Raw genomic sequence first — 18,102 nt, 5'->3', positions numbered from 1 at the left:
GCTGGTGGGTTTTTTGTTGCCTGCGCCGGACAGGCAAGCGCGGGCGCAGCGCTGGCGCCATATCGGCCAGACGCCAGCGGCCGCCTGCGCGACAGCATGGCTGCGGAAGAAACCGGTATCAATACTGATATGCATATTTCCATGCATCAAATGCATAGATATGGCCAGTGAAAATCACCGTTTTGGGGTCCGACTGATAAAATCGCCGGTCCAGCGTAGGCAATTTTGCGCACCAGCAAGGCGCCTTGTCCCACGCAGTGAAGACGGCTTTTCAAAAATGGGTTGCGGTTTGGCCAAGGAGCAGGTCGCAGCGGTTTTTGATGAACCGTTTACAACTTTGAAAGCTTCCGATGAACGCAAACATCCAAGCCGGCGTCGCCATTCAGGCACCCGACTACGTCAAGAACCCCAAGCTCATCGCCTGGGTGGCCGATATGGCCGCACTGTGCAAGCCCGATTCCGTCTACTGGTGTGACGGCAGCCAGGAAGAATACGACCGCCTCTGCCAGCAACTGGTCGATGCCGGCACCTTCAAAAAGCTCAACCCGGCCAAGCGCCCCGGCAGCTTTCTGGCCTGGTCCGATCCCTCGGACGTGGCCCGTGTCGAAGACCGCACCTACATCTGCTCGGCCAAGAAAGAGGACGCCGGCCCCACCAACAACTGGATGGAACCTGCCGAGATGCGCTCGACTCTACAGCCGCTGTTTGACGGTTGTATGAAGGGCCGCACCATGTATGTGGTGCCGTTCTCGATGGGCCCGCTGGGCTCGCCGATTGCCCACGTGGGCATCGAGCTGTCCGACAGCGCTTATGTGGCCGTCAACATGAAGATCATGACCCGCATGGGCCGTGCCGTGTACGACGTGATCGGCAGCGAAGGTGCCTTTGTGCCCTGCGTGCACACCATCGGCGCGCCCCTGCAAGCGGGCGAAAAGGACACCACCAGCTGGCCTTGCAACAAGACCAAGTACATCGTTCACTACCCAGAAACGCGCGAAATCTGGTCCTACGGTTCGGGCTACGGCGGCAATGCGCTGCTGGGCAAGAAGTGCTTTGCGCTGCGTATCGCATCGACCATGGGCCGCGACCAGGGCTGGTTGGCCGAGCACATGCTGATTTTGGGCGTGCAAAACCCCCAGGGCAAAAAATACCATGTGGCAGCCGCTTTCCCCAGCGCCTGCGGCAAGACCAATTTCTCGATGCTGGTGCCGCCTACCGGCTTTGAAGGCTGGAAAGTCACCACCATCGGCGACGACATCGCCTGGATCAAGCCCCAAGCCGATGGCTCCTTGCGCGCCATCAACCCCGAGGCCGGCTACTTTGGCGTGGCCCCGGGCACCAACTACCACACCAACCCCAACTGCATGGCCAGCCTGGACCAGGGCGTGATCTTCACCAACGTCGCACTGACCGACGACGGCGATGTGTGGTGGGAAGGCATGGAAAAGGACAGCGGCCAGCTGCCCGATCACCTGATCGACTGGCAAGGCAAGGACTGGACGCCCCAGATCGCCAAGGAAACCGGCGCCAAGGCTGCCCACCCCAATGCCCGCTTCACCGTGGCTGCCACCAATAACCCGGCGCTGGACGAAGCCTGGGACGACCCCAAGGGCGTGAAGATCGATGCCTTCATCTTTGGTGGCCGCCGCTCGACCACCGTGCCGCTGGTGACCGAAGCGCGCAACTGGAAGGAAGGCGTCTACATGGCCGCGACCATGGGCTCCGAAACCACCGCTGCCGCCTTTGGCGCGCAAGGCGTGGTGCGCCGTGATCCGTTCGCGATGCTGCCTTTCATGGGCTACAACATGAGCGACTACTTTGCCCACTGGCTGAACCTGGGCGACAAGCTCGAAGCCGCTGGCGCGCAACTGCCCAAGATCTACACCACCAACTGGTTCCGCAAGGATGCCGCTGGCAAGTTCGTCTGGCCTGGCTACGGTGAGAACATGCGCGTGCTCAAGTGGATGCTGGACCGCCTCGAAGGCCAGGTGCAGGGCACGCAGACCGCCTTTGGCGTGGCACCGCAGTACGCCGAGATCAACTGGACCGGCCTCGACTTCAATGCCGAGCAGTTCAAGACCGTCACCAATATCGACACTACCGTGTGGACCGAAGAGCTGGCATCGCACCAAGCGCATTTTGACCACCTCGCCCAGGGCCTGCCCCAGGCGTTGCTGGACATCAAGGCCGATCTGGAAAAGCGCCTGGCTGCTGCCTGATCTGGCTGATTTGCATCGCTGGCGCCCTGGTAGCACCGTGCTGCCAGCGGCCTGCTAAGGCTACGTAGCGCAACACCCCGTATGTTTAACGCATACGGGGTTTTGTTTTGGGCCTCTGGGGGAGATGGCTGGCAAGTCTGCTACTTCTGCTGATGGATGGCACTGTGGTTTGTTGCATACAGCCAGCGCGGTAAAGGGCTAGAAAGCGCTTGCCATCCCGTTGCCGACCACCTGCAAAGCCCGGATCACTGCATTCCCTAGGCCGCAAACCTGGCCTACGGGGATGGTGAGATGCTGGCGCCAACGACAAAAAAGCCATGGCATGCCATGGCTTTTGAAAAGGCAGATCGTGGCTGCCGACGCTTGGAGCCCCTGGGGGACCGCAGCGTTGATCAGTAGTTCTTGTGGTAGAACGACACAGCGGCGTCGCTCATGGAGCGGTTCAGATCAGCCATCACGCGGCTGTCTTGCAGGGCCACTTGCCAGGTCTTGTCGTCTTCCATGGCGCGGCGGTGGCCTTCGTCCCAGCTGCGGCGAGCGGCGCGCAGGCTGCTGCTCAGGTTGCGGGCAGGGGCGGCGAGCAGGGCGATGGCGGCAAAGGCCACAACCCACAGCAGGGCCCAGCCAGCGATCCAGTGGCTACCGCCAGCGACGGAGTCCACCAGGCGGGTAGCAACCACCAGAACGGCGGAGACCAGGGCGGCCAGCATCAGCGATGCGCCCACGCCCTTCGTGCCGAAGGTGGATTTGAGATGTTCAGCAGCGCGTTCCACACGCAGAACGCCCGTGTGCTCGGTAGCCATGTCGGTGTGTACAAAACTGTTGGTCATGATGAATGTCTTTGGTTTTCAATGCTTCTTTGAAGCGATGAACGAAGTATAGGGTTTACCCTAGACGTTCTCAAATTTATCTTTTGAATCTGTATCATTCATGCCAGTGATGTATTGCGGGGCTTTCAGCGCTGCAAAGGATTGAAAATGCTGCCCCATCAATTTCGGCACCTGGATCTGAACCTGTTGCGAGTATTCGACGAGGTGATGAATGAGCGCAGCCTGACCCGGGCCGCTGACAAGCTGTCCATCACCCAGCCGGCCGTCAGCAATGCGATGCGGCGCCTGCGCGAGGCCTTGAACGACGAGCTGCTGGTGCGCAGCGGCCAGGGCGTGGAGCCCACCCCGCTGGCGAATGCATTGTGGCCGGTGGTGCGCGAATCGCTGGCACGCCTGCAATCGAGCTTTGCCCCTGAGCGCTTTGATCCCGCAAATGCCACCCAGGCCTTTGTGGTGGCCATGGCCGATGCCACAGCCGCCACCCTGCTGCCCAGCCTGATGCACATTCTGGAAACCGAGGCGCCTGGCGTCTCCGTGCATGTGCAACCACTCACTACCCGAGACCCGCGCGAAGAGCTGGAGGCCGAGACCGCCGATCTGGCCGTCGGCTATTTCCCCTTTGTGCTGGCCGAGATGACGGCGCGCGCCCAATCGGGTGATCTGGTGGATTTCGAAAGCCGCCGCCTCTATGACGGCGAATACATCTGCGTGATGCGCAAGGATCACCCATTGAGTGAGGGCTTGCTGACTTTGGAGCGCTACTGCGATGCGCGCCATATGCTGGTGAGCTTCTCCGGCCAGCCCTTTGGGTTTCTGGATGAAGCGCTGGCATCCATCGGCCGCAAACGCCGGGTGGTGCTGACGGTGAACCAGTACTTCACCGCTGCCCGTGTGGTGGCGCGCACCGATTTGATCACCGTGCTGCCACGCCATTTTGTGCCCGCTACCGGCATTGCCGATCTGCTGGCCTTCCAGCCGCTGCCGCTGCGGGTGGAGGCCGTGCATGTGGATGCGCTCTGGCGCAGCCGCAGCGGGCATATTCCACCCTCGGCACTCGAATGGATGCTGCATGCGCTGGAGCGCTCGGCCCGCGCGGCCTTTCCTGACCAAGAATTGCCGATGTAGAGCACTGCCCAGCCGCAGTCCCCATGGTAGGCTAGGCGATGCGCCTGCAAATCCTGTCCGACCTGCACCTGGAGACCCATCCCCATTTCCGCGCCCAGCCCGCGCCCGGCGCCGAGTTGCTGGTGCTGGCCGGCGACATCGGCTCTTACCAAAGCGGCTCGATGCTGACAGACGCAGATTTTGGCCTGGGCCAGTTCAGCCCGCAGCAGGCCGGCGGCCACTGGCCGGAGCCGGTGATCCTGGTGCCCGGCAACCATGAGTTTGACAACCAGGATTTTGATGTGGCGCGGCAGCGTTTGCGGGCCAGCTGCGAGAAGCTGGGCATCACCATGCTGGACTGCGAAACCCTGGTGCGCGACGGCGTGCGCTTTATCGGCACCACGCTCTGGTCCGACTATGACGCGATTGCGCTGCACAACGGCGTGACCGAGCTGGGCGCTTTGATGAAGCAGCGCGAGAAGGCCTTCAAGGCCGCCAACTTCTACCTCACCAAGGCCCAGACCGAGCGCAATGGCCAGCCGTTTCTGGCCGCCGAGATGCGCGACGAAGCGCTGCGCTGCCAGGAATGGCTGCGCGCCGCACTCGCCGAGCCCTTTGACGGCAAGACTGTCGTCATCACCCACTTTGCCCCCAGCCTGCGCAGCGCCGACCCGCGCTATGGCATGACCCCGGGCACCGCCGGTTTCTGCAATGCGCTCGACGAGCTGCTGCCCTATGCCGACCTCTGGATCCACGGCCATCTGCATGCGCCCAGCGATTACCTGGCCAAAGGCCAGCACAGCGATGGCCGCGCCTGGCAATGCCGGGTGGTAGCCAACCCGCTGGGCTATGCCCGCAAGGGGGAGCAGGAGAGCTTCCAGCCCCATTGCGTGGTGGCGGTATAGCACGCGGTCTGCAGCACTCGGCGCTTCTCTATAAACCCCGCATCTAAGGGTTTGAGCTCATTTCATCGTCGCGCCTGATGCATATCAAGCTGCGTTTGACGATGAATCTATAAGCTGATACACATGATTTAAGCCTGCGAAGCGCCTTGCCGTCGTCAGACTGCGGGGTGTTCCAGGTTAGCTCCCGCGTTGGTGTGCGTCACCGGTGTGGGGTCCCTCACCCCTTGTTCAAGGAGTTCAGGCATGCGTATTTTGTTGGCCGTTGACGGCAGCCCCTACACCCAGAAGATTCTCGATTACCTGGCAGCGCACGCAGAGTGGCTGACGCCCAACCACCATTACACGGCGCTCACGGTGCAGCCGCTGCTGCCACCCCGGGCCGCCAAGGCCTTGGGCAAGGCGTTAGTGGATGATTACCACTCGGAAGAGGCGCAAAAGGTGCTGCTGCCGGTGCAGGAGTTTCTGGCAGCCCACCAGGTGACGGCGGTGGCCGAGAGCGCCGTCGGCCCCATCTCCCAGACCATCGCCGAGACGGCCGATGGCGGCGGCTATGACCTGCTGATCATGGGCACCCGGGGCCATGGCGGGCTGGCCAAGCTGGTGATGGGCTCGGTGGCGACCCAGGTGCTGGCCGAAAGCAAGCTGCCGGTACTGCTGATTCGGTAAATCGATTGAATCAGATAATTAATCTGTCATTTGCTATTCACCGTATCGCCACAGTTGCGGACGATACTTCAACGCTGACGGATTTCACTGATGAGGGAGGGATGGAACCACCGGTGCATTGAACACAGGGGATACATCCGGAAACTGCTTGCACCCCTTGGGGTGCAGGCAGTTTTTTTTGGAGCGGGTGCTCAGGCTTTGACCGTGGCACGCGCCGCTGCGGTGGCGGGGCCCAGGCTGCCCTTGGCGCTTTGCACCATCGCGTCGCTCAGGGCGCTCAGCAAGGCAGATTGCAGGTTCCAGCAGTGCCAATACAGGTCCACCCGCAGTACCTGGGCCTCGGCCACATTCACCAGGCGGCCATCGGCCAGGTAGGGGCGGGCCAGCAGCTCGGGCACCACGCCCACGCCCCAGCCCGCGGCCACCGCGCGCACCTGGGCCTCGGAGTTGGGGACATAGAGCTGGTGCAGGCCGACGGTCTTGAGGCCCATCGCGCGGGCGACAAACACGCGCTGCATGTCGTCCTTGCGGTTGTAGCTGAGAAACGGCAGGTGCTTGAAGTTGCTGCGGTTAAGCCCCTGGGGCACATGCTGCTCGGCAAAGCTGGGGGCGGCCACTGCGATGTAGTGCATGGCGCCCAGCGCCGTCACGCGGCAGCCGCGCAGCGCCTGCGGCATGGTGGTGACGCAGCCCAGCACCTCGCCGGTGCGCAGCAGCTCCAAGGTGTGGTCCTGGTCGTCGGTGATGATCTCCAGCGGCAGCTGCTGCAGGGCGATGTCTTGCAGCGCATCAATGGCCCAGGTCGCAATGCTGTCGGCATTGATGGCAATCGAGATGGCCTCGTCATGCGCGCTGCGGCCCACAGCGTGAGGCAGCAGGCTGTGCAGCTCTTGCTCCAGGTCAGTACGCAGCAAGCGCAGCTGCTGGGTGTGCTTGAGCAGCAGCTGACCCGCAGCCGTGGGCCGCAGCGGGCGGCTGCGCACCACCAGCACCGATCCAATCTGCGCCTCCAGCGCGCGCAAGCGCTGCGACACGGCCGATTGCGTCACGTTCAGGCGCACAGCGGCCTTCTCAAAACCGCCTTCTTCAATCACGGCGGCCAGGCATTCCAGCGCGACCGGGTCCAGGTTGCTCATGGGGGCTCCAGTATTAGCAGAACTGATGATTCTTGAAGAAGTTTAATTGCACTTTATGTTACAGCCAAGATGCCAGACACTGATAGCCATGAAAGTCATCATCCTCGGCGCCGGCATCATCGGCACCAGCACCGCCTGGCATCTGCTGCAACTCGGCCACGACGTCACCGTCGTCGACCGGCAACCGGACGCGGCGCTGGAAACCAGCTTTGCCAATGCGGCGCAGATCTCGGTGAGCTACTGCGAGCCCTGGGCCAACAAGCATGCCCCGCTGAAGGCGCTCAAGTGGATGTTCGACAAAGAGGCTCCTCTGCTGTTGCGCCCCCATGTGGACCCGCAGCAATGGCGCTGGCTCACGCAGTTTCTGGCCGAGTGCAATGACCGTTCCTTTGCCCGCAATGTGCAGCAGATCGTCGCGCTGGGTGCCTACAGCCACAACGCCTTGAAGGCCGTCGTCGCCCAGACGGGGATTGACTACAACCGGCTCGAGCGCGGTATTGCCCATTTCTTCACCAGCGACGAAGCGGTGCAGGATGCGCAGCTGGCCGTTGATCTGATGCGCCAGTACGGGGTGAACCGCCGCCTGGTCAGCACCGAAGAGTTTTTGAAGATCGAGCCTGCCTTCAAGCCCTATGCCGCGCACATCAAGGGTGGCACCTTTACCGAGAGCGATGAGAGCGGTGATGCCCGCGTGTTCACGCAAAAGCTCGCCCAGCTCTGCGCCCAGGGCGGCGTGCAGTTTCTCTACAACCACCGTGTCGAGCGGCTGAATGTGGCGGGCGGCGCGATTGATTCCGTCACCGTGCGGGCCACTGCAGCGGGCGCAGACAGCAGCCCGCGCACCCTGCAGGGCGATGCCGTCATCGTTGCCTGCGGCAGCTATACCGCGCCGCTGCTGCGCACCGTGGGCCTGAATGTGGCCATCTACCCCGGCAAGGGCTACAGCGCCACCTTGCCGATCTTGAAGCCCGAGGCCGCGCCTTTTGTGAGCTGCATTGACGACGGCAACAAGCTGGCGATGAGCCGCCTGGGCAACGAGCTGCGCGTCGCCGGCACCATCGAGCTCAACGGTTTTGACAGCTCGCTGGACAGCCCACTGGCCAAGGCCCGCTGCCATATGCTGGCGCGCCGCGTGGAGGAGCTGATGCCCGGCGTCTGCGACACGCGCTTGCCCGAGCAGGGCGGCAACCCGCAGTTCTGGACCGGCCTGCGCCCTGCCACCCCCACCAACATCCCGTTCATCGGTCGCACCAAGATCGGCAAGCTCTGGATCAACGCCGGCCACGGCACCCTCGGCTGGACCCATGGCGCTGGCAGCGGCAAGGCCATGGCCGAACTGGTCAGCGGCCGCATGCCAGAGATGCAGTTTGGCTTCTACGGCTATGAAAGCGAAGCCAAGCGCCGGGCCACCGTCGCCGCCTGAACGGCAACGGACAACGCCATGAAAAAGGGCCGCACAGTGTGCGGCCCTTTTGGCATTTACTGAGGACGAGTTACGCGTCCAGACGCACCAGCCAGCCATGGCGGTCAGGGGCGCGGCCGTACTGGATGTCGGTCAGCTCCTTGCGCAGGCCCATGGTGACGTCGCCGGCCGGGGCCGACAGGTCGCCCACTGAGAAGCCTTCGCCCTTGAGCTGGCCAATCGGGGTGATGACCGCAGCGGTGCCGCAGGCAAAGACTTCGGTGATATCGCCCGAGGCCACGCCTTGCTTCCACTCGTCGACGGCAATCTTGCGCTCTTCAACCACCATGCCGCGGTCGCGTGCCAGTTGCAGCACGGAGTCGCGGGTGATCCCTTCCAGAATGCTGCCCGACAGCTCGGGCGTCACCAGCTTGTTTTGCTTGCCGTAGACCAGGAACACATTCATGCCGCCCAGCTCTTCGAGGTACTTGCCTTCGGCAGGATCGAGGAAGAGCACCTGCGAGCAGCCGTTGTCTTGCGCTTGCTGCTGGGGCAGCAGCGAAGCGGCATAGTTGCCGCCGCACTTGGCGGCACCCGTGCCGCCCTTGGCAGCGCGGGCAAAGTCGGTCGATAGCCAGATCGCCACCGGTGCCACGCCCTTGGCAAAGTAAGGGCCTGCGGGGCAGGCGATCACATAGTAGGTGGCCTTGTGGGCGCTGCGCACACCCAGAAAGACTTCGTCACCGATCATGAAGGGGCGCAGGTAGAGGCTGGCTTCTTCGCCGCTGGGCACCCAGTCCTTGTCCACCGCAATGATCTGCTTGAGCGACTCGACAAAAACGTCCACCGGCAGCTCAGGCAGCGCCAGGCGGCGGGCGGAGCGCTGCAGGCGCTCGGCATTGGCTTGGGGGCGGAAGGTCCAGACCGAACCATCGGCATGGCGGTAGGCCTTGATGCCTTCAAAGATTTCCTGGCCGTAGTGCAGCACGGCAGCGGCCGGGTCCAGTGCAATCGGGCCGTAAGGGGTCACGGCCGCATCGCGCCAACCGCCTTCTTTGTCCCAGTGCACCGAGACCATGTGGTCGGTAAAGTGCAGACCAAAACCCGGGTTGTCGAGAATCTTGGCGCGCTCTTGGGCGCTGCGTGGCTGGCTCGATGGGGTGAGGGCAAAGCTCAGGGAAGAGGGGGACACGGGACTGATCCTTCAGTTGGCAACAGGGACAGCAGCGGCTGGTGAGGGGGCCGCTGCCGGTCATGGTGGCCGTCCGCCAGCCTGGAGGCGCTCCAGAAGAGTGACGGGCTGCACGCCAAACCCCATAGCATGCCAGTTTTTTGCGCCCGTGGCGCCAAGCCGCCTGCATTGCCAGCTTGGCGAGTCAACCACCTGCAGAGGCGGGGCCGTGCCGCCGCGTCGCGCTTTACGGGTTTGTCCTAGTGAACGGTGGCCTTCTGGGTGGCCAAAAAGTCCAGCAACAGGCCTTCAAACGCATCCGGATTCTCCAGCTGCGGCCAATGGCCAATGCCGTCCAGGCTGTGGTGCCGGGCCTCGGGCAACTGGTCGGCCAGCGCCTGCATGTGCTGGGGCGGCATGCAGACATCCTGGCCGCCGCTCACCAGCAGGCAGCGCTGGCTGATATGGGGCAGCCGCTCGGCGAGGGTGCTGGGGCCCGCCAGCATCTCCAGCATGCGGCCAAAGGCCAGCGGCTGGATCTGGGTGATCGCATGGCGCGCCAGCTGCAGCCCTTCGGGCAAGGCCTGCTGGCCCGACTGCAGCTGCACCAGCAGCTCGGCAAAGCGCTGCATCTGCACTGCCTCGGTGCTGGCATGCTGCAGGCACTGGGCCAGCAACTGCTGGCGGCTGTGTACCCAGTGCTGCTGGGCGTTCGCATCCAGCGCCGGGCCGCCTGCCACCAGGGTCAGGCTGCGCACACGGGTGGGGTGGCGCAGTGCCAGCTCGGCGGCCACCATCGCGCCCAGGCCATGACCCACCACATGGGCGCGGCCAATCTTCATCGCTTCGAGCAGGCCATCTGCCGTGGCAGCCAGCGCCTTCAAGCTATAGCCACCATAGGGCGGCGGGTTGGCGTGGTAGCCGGGCATGTCCCAGGCAATCGCGCGGTAACCCTGGCTGGCGAGCAGCTCCACCTGGGGCGCAAAGCCCAGGTGGTCGGTATCGGCATCATGCAGCATCAGCACGGTGGGGCCGCTGCCGAGCATGGCAAAGTTGGGAATCAGGGACATAGGGGTACTTCTCGCCGTGGATTTGCTTTGCAGATGCGGCCCGCCTGCCGTGTTTTCAAGCACCTACGGGCGCAGGGGCCTCGGCCGCTGGCCGATAATGGTCGCTATCCATGCTTTTGACGGCATGGCCCTTGTCCCCGCCGTCTGCCTGCCCCGTGAACCGCTCCTTGCCTCCTGAACATCTGCAATCCCCCGCTTCTCCGTCGTTTTCCGAACGTGAGTTTCGCAATGCGCTGGGCCAGTTCGCCACCGGGGTGGCCGTGGTGACGGCGCTGGCGCCCGATGGCAGCAAGATCGGTTTGACCATCAGCTCCTTCAATTCCGCCTCGCTCACGCCGCCGCTGGTGCTGTGGAGCTTGATGAAATCCGCCAGCTCGATGCCGTTGTTCGAGACTGTGAGCCACTATGCGGTCAATGTGATGGGCGCGCACCAAAAGGAGCTGGCCCTGCAGTTCAGCCGCAAGGGCATCGACCGCTGGGCCGGTGTGGAGTTTCAGATGGGCGTGACCGGCGTGCCGCTGATCGCAGGCGCCATTGCCAGCTTTGAGTGCCGCAATGGCCCGCACCATGATGCCGGCGACCATGTGATCCTCGTTGGCGAGGTGGCGCATTGCCAGCATGTGGCGGGCGTGCCGCCCCTGCTCTACCACGGTGGCAATTTCTACACCGAGCAGCTGATCTAAGCTTTCTCTGCTTTCCTAATCCGGGATTTATCCAGCTGCAGGCAATAAAAAAAACGACCCGAGGGTCGTTTTTTGCTGGGCGAGCGGGGCGCTGCTTACTTCTCGACGAAGGCGCGTTCCACCACAAAGTCGCCAGGCGTCGAGGTATTGCCTTCCTTGAAGCCCTTGGCTTCCAGCAGTTCCTTCAGCTCGGCCAGCATCGCGGGGCTGCCGCAGAGCATGACGCGGTCGGTGTCGGGGTTCAGTTCGGGCAGACCGATGTTCTGCGGGAAGGTGCCGGCGGTGATCTGGTTGGAGATACGGCCCTGGTTGCGGAAGGGCTCGCGCGTCACCGTCGGGTAGTACACCAGCTTGTCCTTGACGACTTCGCCGAGGAACTCGTGGTTGGGCAGCTCTTCTTCCAGCAGATGCTGGTAGGCCAGCTCTTCGACCTGGCGCACGCCGTGTACCACGACGACTTTCTCGAAGTGGTCATAGGTCTCGGGGTCGCGCGCCACCGACAGCCAGGGCGCCAGGCCCGTGCCGGTGCCGATCAGGTACAGGTTCTTGCCTGGCAGCAGGTAATCGACCAGCAAGGTGCCCGTGGGCTTCTTACCGACGATGATGGTGTCACCCACCTGGATGTGCTGGAGCTTGCTGGTCAGCGGGCCGTCATCGACCTTGATCGACAGGAACTCCAGATGCTCCTCGTAATTGGGGCTGGCGATGGAGTAGGCGCGCAGCAAATTCTTGCCGTCGACCTTCAAGCCAATCATGGTGAAGTGGCCGCTGGAGAAGCGCAGCGCGGGGTCACGGGTAGTCGTGAAAGAGAACAAACGATCGGTCCAGTGGTGAACAGACAGGACACGTTCTTCGAGAAAGGCGCTCATAGCAGTGCAGTACTCAGTTAGTCTTGTGTATATCTATAAACGCTATTGTTCACTATTCATACAACTTAAACGTCATATGGACATATCGGCGCGTTGTGAGCGGGGTTTTTCGGTGAACTAGCGCCTATTTTCGACCTAACGCAATAAGACCAGCGGGCTAGAAGTTATCCAGAATATTCGAGATCGACGTGGCGGCCAGCAGCACATGGGGCAGCAACTCGGCCTCGGCCTTGGCCGTGCCCCAGCGGGTGGAGGGGGCGGAGATGGTGATGGCGCCAATGGGCACGCCGCCCCGGCCGGTAATGGCCGCCGCCACGGATATATCGCCCACGACGGTCTGGTTCTGCACGATGGCATAGCCATCGCGCTCGGCGGCCTCGATGCCGCGCAATAGCTGCTCCGGGTCGGTGACGGTTTGGGCGGTGATCTTGACCAGCGGCGTGGTGGCGATCAGGCGCAGGCGCTCGTCCATCGGCAGCTTGGCCATCATCGCCCGGCCCGAGGCGGTATACGCCGCAGGCAGGCGCGAGCCCACGGAGAAATCGGAGTTGTAGATGTAGCGGCCTGGCACCTTGGCGATAAACACCACTTCGTTGCCGTCCATCTCCTGCAGGTTCGAGGTCTCGCCCAAGGTGTGGGTCATCTCGATCAGGTAGGGGTAGGCGCGCTCGACGATGCGCTGCGAGCGCAGGTAGTTGTACGACAGGCGCAGCACCTCGGGCGCCAGTGTGTAGAGGTTGGAATCGGGCAGGCGCCGGATGTAGCGCAGCTTCTCCAGGGTGAAGATGATGCGCTGGGTGGCGCTGCGGTCCAGTTGGGCGGCGCGGGCGATCTCGGCCAGCGACATCTCGCGGTGGGTGTCGCGGAAAGCCTCCAGCACCTGAAAGGCCTTGGCCAGAGAGCCCATAAACAACGAGGATTCACGGGGCGAGGGTTCAACGCTTGCTACGGGCTCGGCAATGCTGTGGGTGGTTTTAGGCATCGTAAAAAGCGGCTGTCTCGGGAGCGGTCTAGTGTTTTTGCATAAATGACGCATCCAGGCCCCTGGCCTGCGGCGCGCCCAACAATCTCAGGGTGGTTTCCAGCTCGGTGCGCAGAATCTCCAGAACCTCGGCCACGCCCTGCGGCCCGCTTGCGGCCAGTCCGTAGAGCGGCGCACGCCCCAGCAAGACGGCATCGGCCCCCAGTGCCCGGGCTTTGGCGATGTCACTGCCTCGGCGCACCCCGCCATCGACAAAGATATGCATCTTGCCATGAACGGCGTCGGCAATCTGCGGCAATTGCGCCATCGGTGCGGGTGCGCATTCCAGCTGGCGCCCGCCATGGTTGCTGACCACAATGCCATCGGCACCGGCCTGCAGCGCCAGCCGCGCATCCTGGGCACTGAGCACGCCTTTGACGATGACGGGCCCCTGCCAGTGGCGGCGCACCCAGGCCAGGTCTTCCCAGCGCAGGCCCATGTCCATCTCGCGGCTCATCGCGGCGGCCTGCTTTTGGATATTGCTCTCCACCCCGGCGCTGCGCGCCAGGTTGACCAGCTGCGGCGAGCCGCCCTGGCGCAGCATGCGCAGGCACCAGCGCGGGTGGCTGAGCAGGTCGGCCAGCAGTCGGGGCGTCCAGGGCACGGGCATGCGAAAGCCGTTGCGCACATCGTGGTCGCGCTTGCCGTGCACCATGGTGTCCACCGTCAGCATCAGCGCGCTGAAGCCCGCCGCCTGCGCGCGGGCCATCATGCTCTGCGCAATGCGCCGGTCCTTTTGCACATACAACTGCAGCCACAGATCGCCCGGGCTGGCGGCGCGCACATCTTCCAGCAGCGACGTGGAGGCGGTCGACATGACAAACGGCAGGCCGGCCGCATGCGCCGCGCGGGCCAGCACCTGCTCAGCCTGCGGCCAGTACAGGCCGTTGAGGCCGGTGGGCCCCACAAAGGCCGGCATCGCCTGTTGGCGGCCAAACAGGGTGATGCTGGTATCCACTTGGCTGACATCGACCATCGTGCGCGGCAAGAAGGTGACATCGCCCCAGGAGGCGAGGTTGCGTGCCATGCTGCGGCCGTCTTCCGCGCCGCCTTCGAGGTAGTCAAAAGCAAAGCGGGACAGGCGCCGGCGGGCCAGCTCGCGGTAGTCTTTGATGGCGGGCAGCATGGCGGGCGCCCGATCAGGCCGCTTGGCGTTCGGCCTGCAGCCGGGCGGTCAGCGCCTCGCGCAGGCGGGTGGACAGCGCCGGGTTGCAATCGACCAGCGGGGCCAGCAGATGCGGGGCCTGCACGCCGACCAGGTCCCAGACCGACTTCATCGGGCCGGGGTTGGTCTCAGCAAAGGCCAGGTCCAAGAGGCCAATCAGCTCCTGGTGCAGGGCCAGCGCTTCTTGGGTCTTGCCGCTGGACAGCAGTTCGTACATGCGTGTCCAGGTCTTGGGCAGCAGGTTGGCCGTCACGATGATGCCGCCCTGGGCGCCGCAGAGCATCTGCGCGGGGAAGATGGTGTCCTCACCGCTCAGCACTGCAAAGCTGGCATCCGCGCCCTGCACCACCTTGAGGAAGTGGTACATGTCGGTGTTGCAAGCCTTCATGCCGATGATGTTCTCGTGGCGCGACAGCTCATGCAGCACTTCAGGCGCGATGGAGATGCGGGTGCGGTAGGGGATCTCATAGATCACCACCGGCAGCGGCGACGCATCTGCATAGCGCATGAAGTAGTCGCGAATGCCTTGCTGCGACGGCGTGGTGTAGTAGGGCGTCAGCACCATCAGCGCATCCGCGCCCGCATCGGCCAGCGCCTGACCGGAGGCGATGGCGTCGTAGTAGCCGGGGTCGAGCACGCCGGCCAGCACCGGCAGATCGGCGGCCTGGTGCTCGCGCACGGCGGCCACCATGCGGGCCCGCTCGTTGCGCGACAGCGCGCCGTATTCGCCGGTGCCGCCCAGTGGCACCGTGCCGCTGATGCCGCTGCCTTGCAGGTGGTCCAGCAGCGCGCGCACGGCCTGGGTGTCGATCTGGCCATCGGCGGTCACCGGCGTTGCCAGTGCAGGGAAGATGCCGCGGAGTTGCTCAGAGGTGATACGTGTAGTCATGGTTCATCAATTCAAAGAAGCGGCGGAGCGGCGACGCAGCCAGTCCGCACAGGTGATCAAAATGCCGATGAAGGCGAACAGGCAGGTCGAGACGGCGGCGATCACCGGCGAGATCTGCAGGGTCACTTCATCCCAGAACTGCTTGGGCAGGGTGGAGCTGAGGCCACCGGAGGCAAACAGCGAGATGGTCAGCTCGTCAAACGAGGTGGCAAACGCAAACAGGAAGGACGAGGTCAGGCCGGCGGCAATGATCGGGAAGGTCACATAGCGCAAGGTCTGCCAGGGGCGGGCGCCCAGGCTTTGGGCGGCCATGTCCAGGCGCGTGTCGTAGTTGCGCAGCACGGCCATCATGGTCATCACCACATAGGGGATGGCGATGACGGTATGCCCCAGCACCAGACCCAGCGAGGTGCCCACCAGGCCCACCTTGGAGAAGAAATAGAACATGCCGACGGCAATGATCATGCGGGGGATGATCAGCGGCGACAGCACAAAGGCCAGCAGCAAGGCCTTGCCGCGCATCTGGCCGCGCACCAGCAAAAAGGCCACCGGCGTGCCCACGGCCATGGCCGCCAGCGCGGCAAAAAAGCCCACGACAAAGCTGCGCACCGTGGCGTTGATCCACAGCGGCGAGGCCAGCATGTCCTGGTAGTGCTGCAGGGTGAAGCCCTGGGGCGGCCAGTTCAGGCCCGACTTGTCGGCGAACGAAATCGGGATCATCAGCAGCGCAGGCACGCTCAGGAACACCAGCAGGGCCACCACGCTGGCGCGCAGCACGAAGGAATCGCCCTGCTGCAGATCGCGTTTGCGCGAGCGCGGCACCAAGGCAATCAGGCGGTCGCTGATGCTGCCCAAAAAGCCCAGCAGCATCTCGGACAGCTGGCGCATAAAGCCACTGCTGTGGTTGCTCTTGTCGGACTGTGCGCCCGTCATCGTCGACAGGCCCAGCACCTTGTCATAGACCGCAAACACGATCAGCACGACGACCAGCAGCAGCACCGAGATGGCGCCGGCAAAGCCCCAGTTCATCACCTGCATCACCTGCTCGATGATGAGCTGGGTGATCATGGTCTCCTTACGGCCACCCAGCAGCTGGGGCACGATGAAGAAGCCCACGGCGGTGACAAACACCATGATGGCGCCGGCGGCCACACCGGGCATGGACAGCGGAAAGTACACGCGCCAGAAGGCCGTGCCCGGGCGCGCACCCAAGGTGAGCGCGGCGCGCGGCAGGTTGCGGTCAATGTTCTCCATCACCGACAACATGGTCAGCACGGCCAGCGGCATCAGCGCATGGACCATGCCCACCAGCACGGCACCAAAGCTGTAGAGCATGTTCGAGGGCGCATCCTGCAGGCCCAGCGCCAGCAGCAGCTGGTTGGCCAGGCCATTGCGGCCCAGCACCACGATCCAGGCAAAGGCGCGCACCAGAAAGCTGGTCCAGAAGGACAGCAGAATCCAGAACACCCAGCGGCTCTTCTTGTCCTTTTGCAAGGACGAGACCAGGTAGGCAATCGGGTAGCCGCCCATGATGGACAGCAGCGCCGTGACCAGCGAGATCTTCAGGGTGATCCACATGGTGTCCAGGTAGACCGAGGAGCTGAACAGCTGGCTGTAGTTGTTCCACTTGAAGCTGCCATCGCTGTAGATGCTCAGCAGCAGCAACTGGCCGACCGGGTAGACCAGCAGCACCAGAAACAGCATGACCAGCGGTGCGGCCATCATCAGCGGCCTCACCCAGGCCGCGCGGGGGGTGGCGGCGCTGTTCATGCGGTCTCCGGCACGGCGACGGCGTCACTGCTGGACCAGCCAAACTCCAGGCTGCTGCCCAGCGCGTGGTCATGCTTGGCGATGGAGGTCGGGAAGGACAGCACCACCGGCGCGGTGCTGAGCGCGGGCGCCTTCAGGTAGAGCTTGGTGAGGCTGCCGGTGATCATCGTGTCGAGCAGCTGGCCGCTGAAGCGCTCGCTGGCGCCTTGTGCGGCTGCGGCAGCGGCCATGTTTTGCGGGCGCACCATCACGCTGACTTTGGCGCCGTTGGCCAGCGGCTGCTCGGTGGTTGCCAGCAGCTCGGTCTGGGTACCCGCCAAGGCCACTTTGACCTGGCCGCCCTGGCTGGCCACCACGGTGCCCTTGAACAGATTGCTCTCGCCCAAGAAATCGGCCACAAAGGGCGTGCGCGGGCGGAAGTACAGGTCCGCCGGTGTGCCTAGCTGCGCAATGCGGCCGCCATCCATCAGGCAGATGCGGTCCGACATGGTCATCGCCTCTTCCTGGTCGTGGGTCACATAGACGATGGTGGTGCCGGCCTCGCGGTGGATGCGCTTGATTTCCAGCTGCATGTGCTCGCGCAGCTTTTTATCGAGGGCGCCCAGCGGCTCATCCATCAGCACGATGGAGGGCTTGTAGACGAGGCAGCGTGCCAGCGCAATGCGCTGCTGCTGGCCGCCCGACAGCTCTTTGGGAAAACGCTGCGCCACATGGGGCAGGTGGACCAGCTCCAGCGCCTCCAGCGCGCGCTTCATCGCGGTGGCGCGGTCGAGCTTGCGCATCTTCAGCGGAAAGGCGATGTTCTCGGCAATCGTCATGTGCGGGAACAGCGCATAGTTCTGGAACACCATGCCGATGTCGCGCTCATAAGGCGCGCCATAGGTCACATCTTTGCCATTGATCAGCAGCTGGCCGCCATCGGGCACGGACAGGCCGGCGATCATGCTCAGCAAGGTGGTCTTGCCCGAGCCCGAGGGGCCCAGCAGGGTCAGGAACTCGCCCTCAGGCACTTCCAGGTTGGTGGGGTGCAGCGCGACAAAGGAGCCATAGCGCTTGGTCAGGCCCGCAATCGACAGTTTTATGTTCTTCATTTCAATGGACTCCATTGCAGCGGTGTGCAACGAATGAAACTACGGAGGCTCTGCAAAACCCTCGCCCCAGGCAGGACGCTTTGCAGAGACTCCCTCGTGCCTGCAGCGGTG

The 18,102-nt window shown here is 63.6% G+C and carries 16 protein-coding genes; 6 read left to right on the top strand and 10 right to left on the bottom strand.

Annotated features, from left to right (window positions below; translation table 11 throughout):
- Positions 1-350: 350 nt before the first annotated feature.
- Entirely contained in the window at positions 351-2,219 is a 1,869-nt protein-coding gene (locus HS961_RS01680) for a phosphoenolpyruvate carboxykinase (GTP) (RefSeq protein ID WP_182326081.1), read from the top strand.
- A gap of 392 nt (positions 2,220-2,611) precedes the next feature.
- Here the strand turns inward: HS961_RS01680 and HS961_RS01675 are convergent, their stop codons facing one another.
- Positions 2,612-3,049: a hypothetical protein gene (locus HS961_RS01675; protein ID WP_182326080.1), complete on the bottom strand. Its 438-nt coding sequence runs from the start codon at positions 3,047-3,049 to the stop codon at positions 2,612-2,614.
- A 147-nt stretch (positions 3,050-3,196) separates the two neighbouring features.
- On the opposite strand from HS961_RS01675, the gene HS961_RS01670 reads away from it, so the two are divergent.
- From HS961_RS01670 to HS961_RS01660, 3 genes are all read left to right on the top strand, one after another.
- The gene (locus HS961_RS01670; protein ID WP_182326079.1) at positions 3,197-4,174 is read left to right on the top strand and encodes a LysR family transcriptional regulator; all 978 of its coding nucleotides are present in this window, start codon (positions 3,197-3,199) and stop codon (positions 4,172-4,174) included.
- Between the two features lie 38 nt (positions 4,175-4,212).
- Entirely contained in the window at positions 4,213-5,058 is an 846-nt protein-coding gene (locus tag HS961_RS01665; RefSeq protein WP_182326078.1) for a metallophosphoesterase, read from the top strand.
- Positions 5,059-5,301: 243 nt separating this feature from the next.
- Positions 5,302-5,724 (top strand): universal stress protein, encoded by a 423-nt coding sequence (locus tag HS961_RS01660; RefSeq protein ID WP_182326077.1) that lies wholly within the window; start codon positions 5,302-5,304, stop codon positions 5,722-5,724.
- Positions 5,725-5,915: 191 nt separating this feature from the next.
- Here the strand turns inward: HS961_RS01660 and HS961_RS01655 are convergent, their stop codons facing one another.
- Positions 5,916-6,860: a LysR family transcriptional regulator ArgP gene (locus tag HS961_RS01655; RefSeq protein ID WP_182326076.1), complete on the bottom strand. Its 945-nt coding sequence runs from the start codon at positions 6,858-6,860 to the stop codon at positions 5,916-5,918.
- Positions 6,861-6,948: 88 nt separating this feature from the next.
- Here HS961_RS01655 and HS961_RS01650 point away from each other — a divergent pair, with 88 nt between their 5' ends.
- Positions 6,949-8,283, top strand: coding sequence for a D-amino acid dehydrogenase (locus HS961_RS01650; RefSeq protein ID WP_238347745.1), 1,335 nt, complete (start codon positions 6,949-6,951; stop codon positions 8,281-8,283).
- A gap of 70 nt (positions 8,284-8,353) precedes the next feature.
- Here HS961_RS01650 and HS961_RS01645 read toward each other — a convergent pair whose 3' ends face one another.
- Together HS961_RS01645 and HS961_RS01640 are read right to left on the bottom strand one after the other, a co-directional pair.
- The gene (locus HS961_RS01645; RefSeq protein WP_182326074.1) at positions 8,354-9,454 is read right to left on the bottom strand and encodes a branched-chain amino acid aminotransferase; all 1,101 of its coding nucleotides are present in this window, start codon (positions 9,452-9,454) and stop codon (positions 8,354-8,356) included.
- 239 nt (positions 9,455-9,693) lie between these two features.
- Positions 9,694-10,503, bottom strand: coding sequence for an alpha/beta fold hydrolase (locus tag HS961_RS01640; RefSeq protein ID WP_182326073.1), 810 nt, complete (start codon positions 10,501-10,503; stop codon positions 9,694-9,696).
- Positions 10,504-10,658: 155 nt separating this feature from the next.
- Between HS961_RS01640 and HS961_RS01635 the strand changes: the two genes are divergently transcribed.
- Complete coding sequence (locus tag HS961_RS01635; RefSeq protein ID WP_238347744.1) at positions 10,659-11,186, top strand: flavin reductase family protein; 528 nt, start codon at positions 10,659-10,661, stop codon at positions 11,184-11,186.
- A gap of 95 nt (positions 11,187-11,281) precedes the next feature.
- Here the strand turns inward: HS961_RS01635 and HS961_RS01630 are convergent, their stop codons facing one another.
- The 6 genes from HS961_RS01630 to HS961_RS01605 form a co-directional block, all read right to left on the bottom strand.
- Complete coding sequence (locus tag HS961_RS01630) at positions 11,282-12,055, bottom strand: ferredoxin--NADP reductase (protein WP_182326071.1); 774 nt, start codon at positions 12,053-12,055, stop codon at positions 11,282-11,284.
- A gap of 157 nt (positions 12,056-12,212) precedes the next feature.
- Entirely contained in the window at positions 12,213-13,037 is an 825-nt protein-coding gene (locus HS961_RS01625; RefSeq protein WP_182326070.1) for an IclR family transcriptional regulator, read from the bottom strand.
- Positions 13,038-13,065: 28 nt separating this feature from the next.
- Positions 13,066-14,202, bottom strand: coding sequence for an alpha-hydroxy acid oxidase (locus HS961_RS01620; RefSeq protein ID WP_182326069.1), 1,137 nt, complete (start codon positions 14,200-14,202; stop codon positions 13,066-13,068).
- A 13-nt stretch (positions 14,203-14,215) separates the two neighbouring features.
- Positions 14,216-15,130 (bottom strand): 4-hydroxy-tetrahydrodipicolinate synthase, encoded by a 915-nt coding sequence (dapA, locus tag HS961_RS01615; protein ID WP_182326068.1) that lies wholly within the window; start codon positions 15,128-15,130, stop codon positions 14,216-14,218.
- Positions 15,131-15,136: 6 nt separating this feature from the next.
- Entirely contained in the window at positions 15,137-16,900 is a 1,764-nt protein-coding gene (locus HS961_RS01610) for an ABC transporter permease subunit (protein WP_182326067.1), read from the bottom strand.
- Complete coding sequence (locus HS961_RS01605) at positions 16,897-17,991, bottom strand: ABC transporter ATP-binding protein (protein ID WP_182326066.1); 1,095 nt, start codon at positions 17,989-17,991, stop codon at positions 16,897-16,899. The genes HS961_RS01610 and HS961_RS01605 overlap by 4 nt, the downstream gene beginning before the upstream one ends.
- Positions 17,992-18,102: the final 111 nt, after the last annotated feature.

It is taken from the genome of Comamonas piscis, from assembly GCF_014109725.1.
Lineage (GTDB): Bacteria > Pseudomonadota > Gammaproteobacteria > Burkholderiales > Burkholderiaceae_C > Comamonas > Comamonas piscis.
This window is presented reverse-complemented; position numbering and strand designations above follow the sequence as displayed.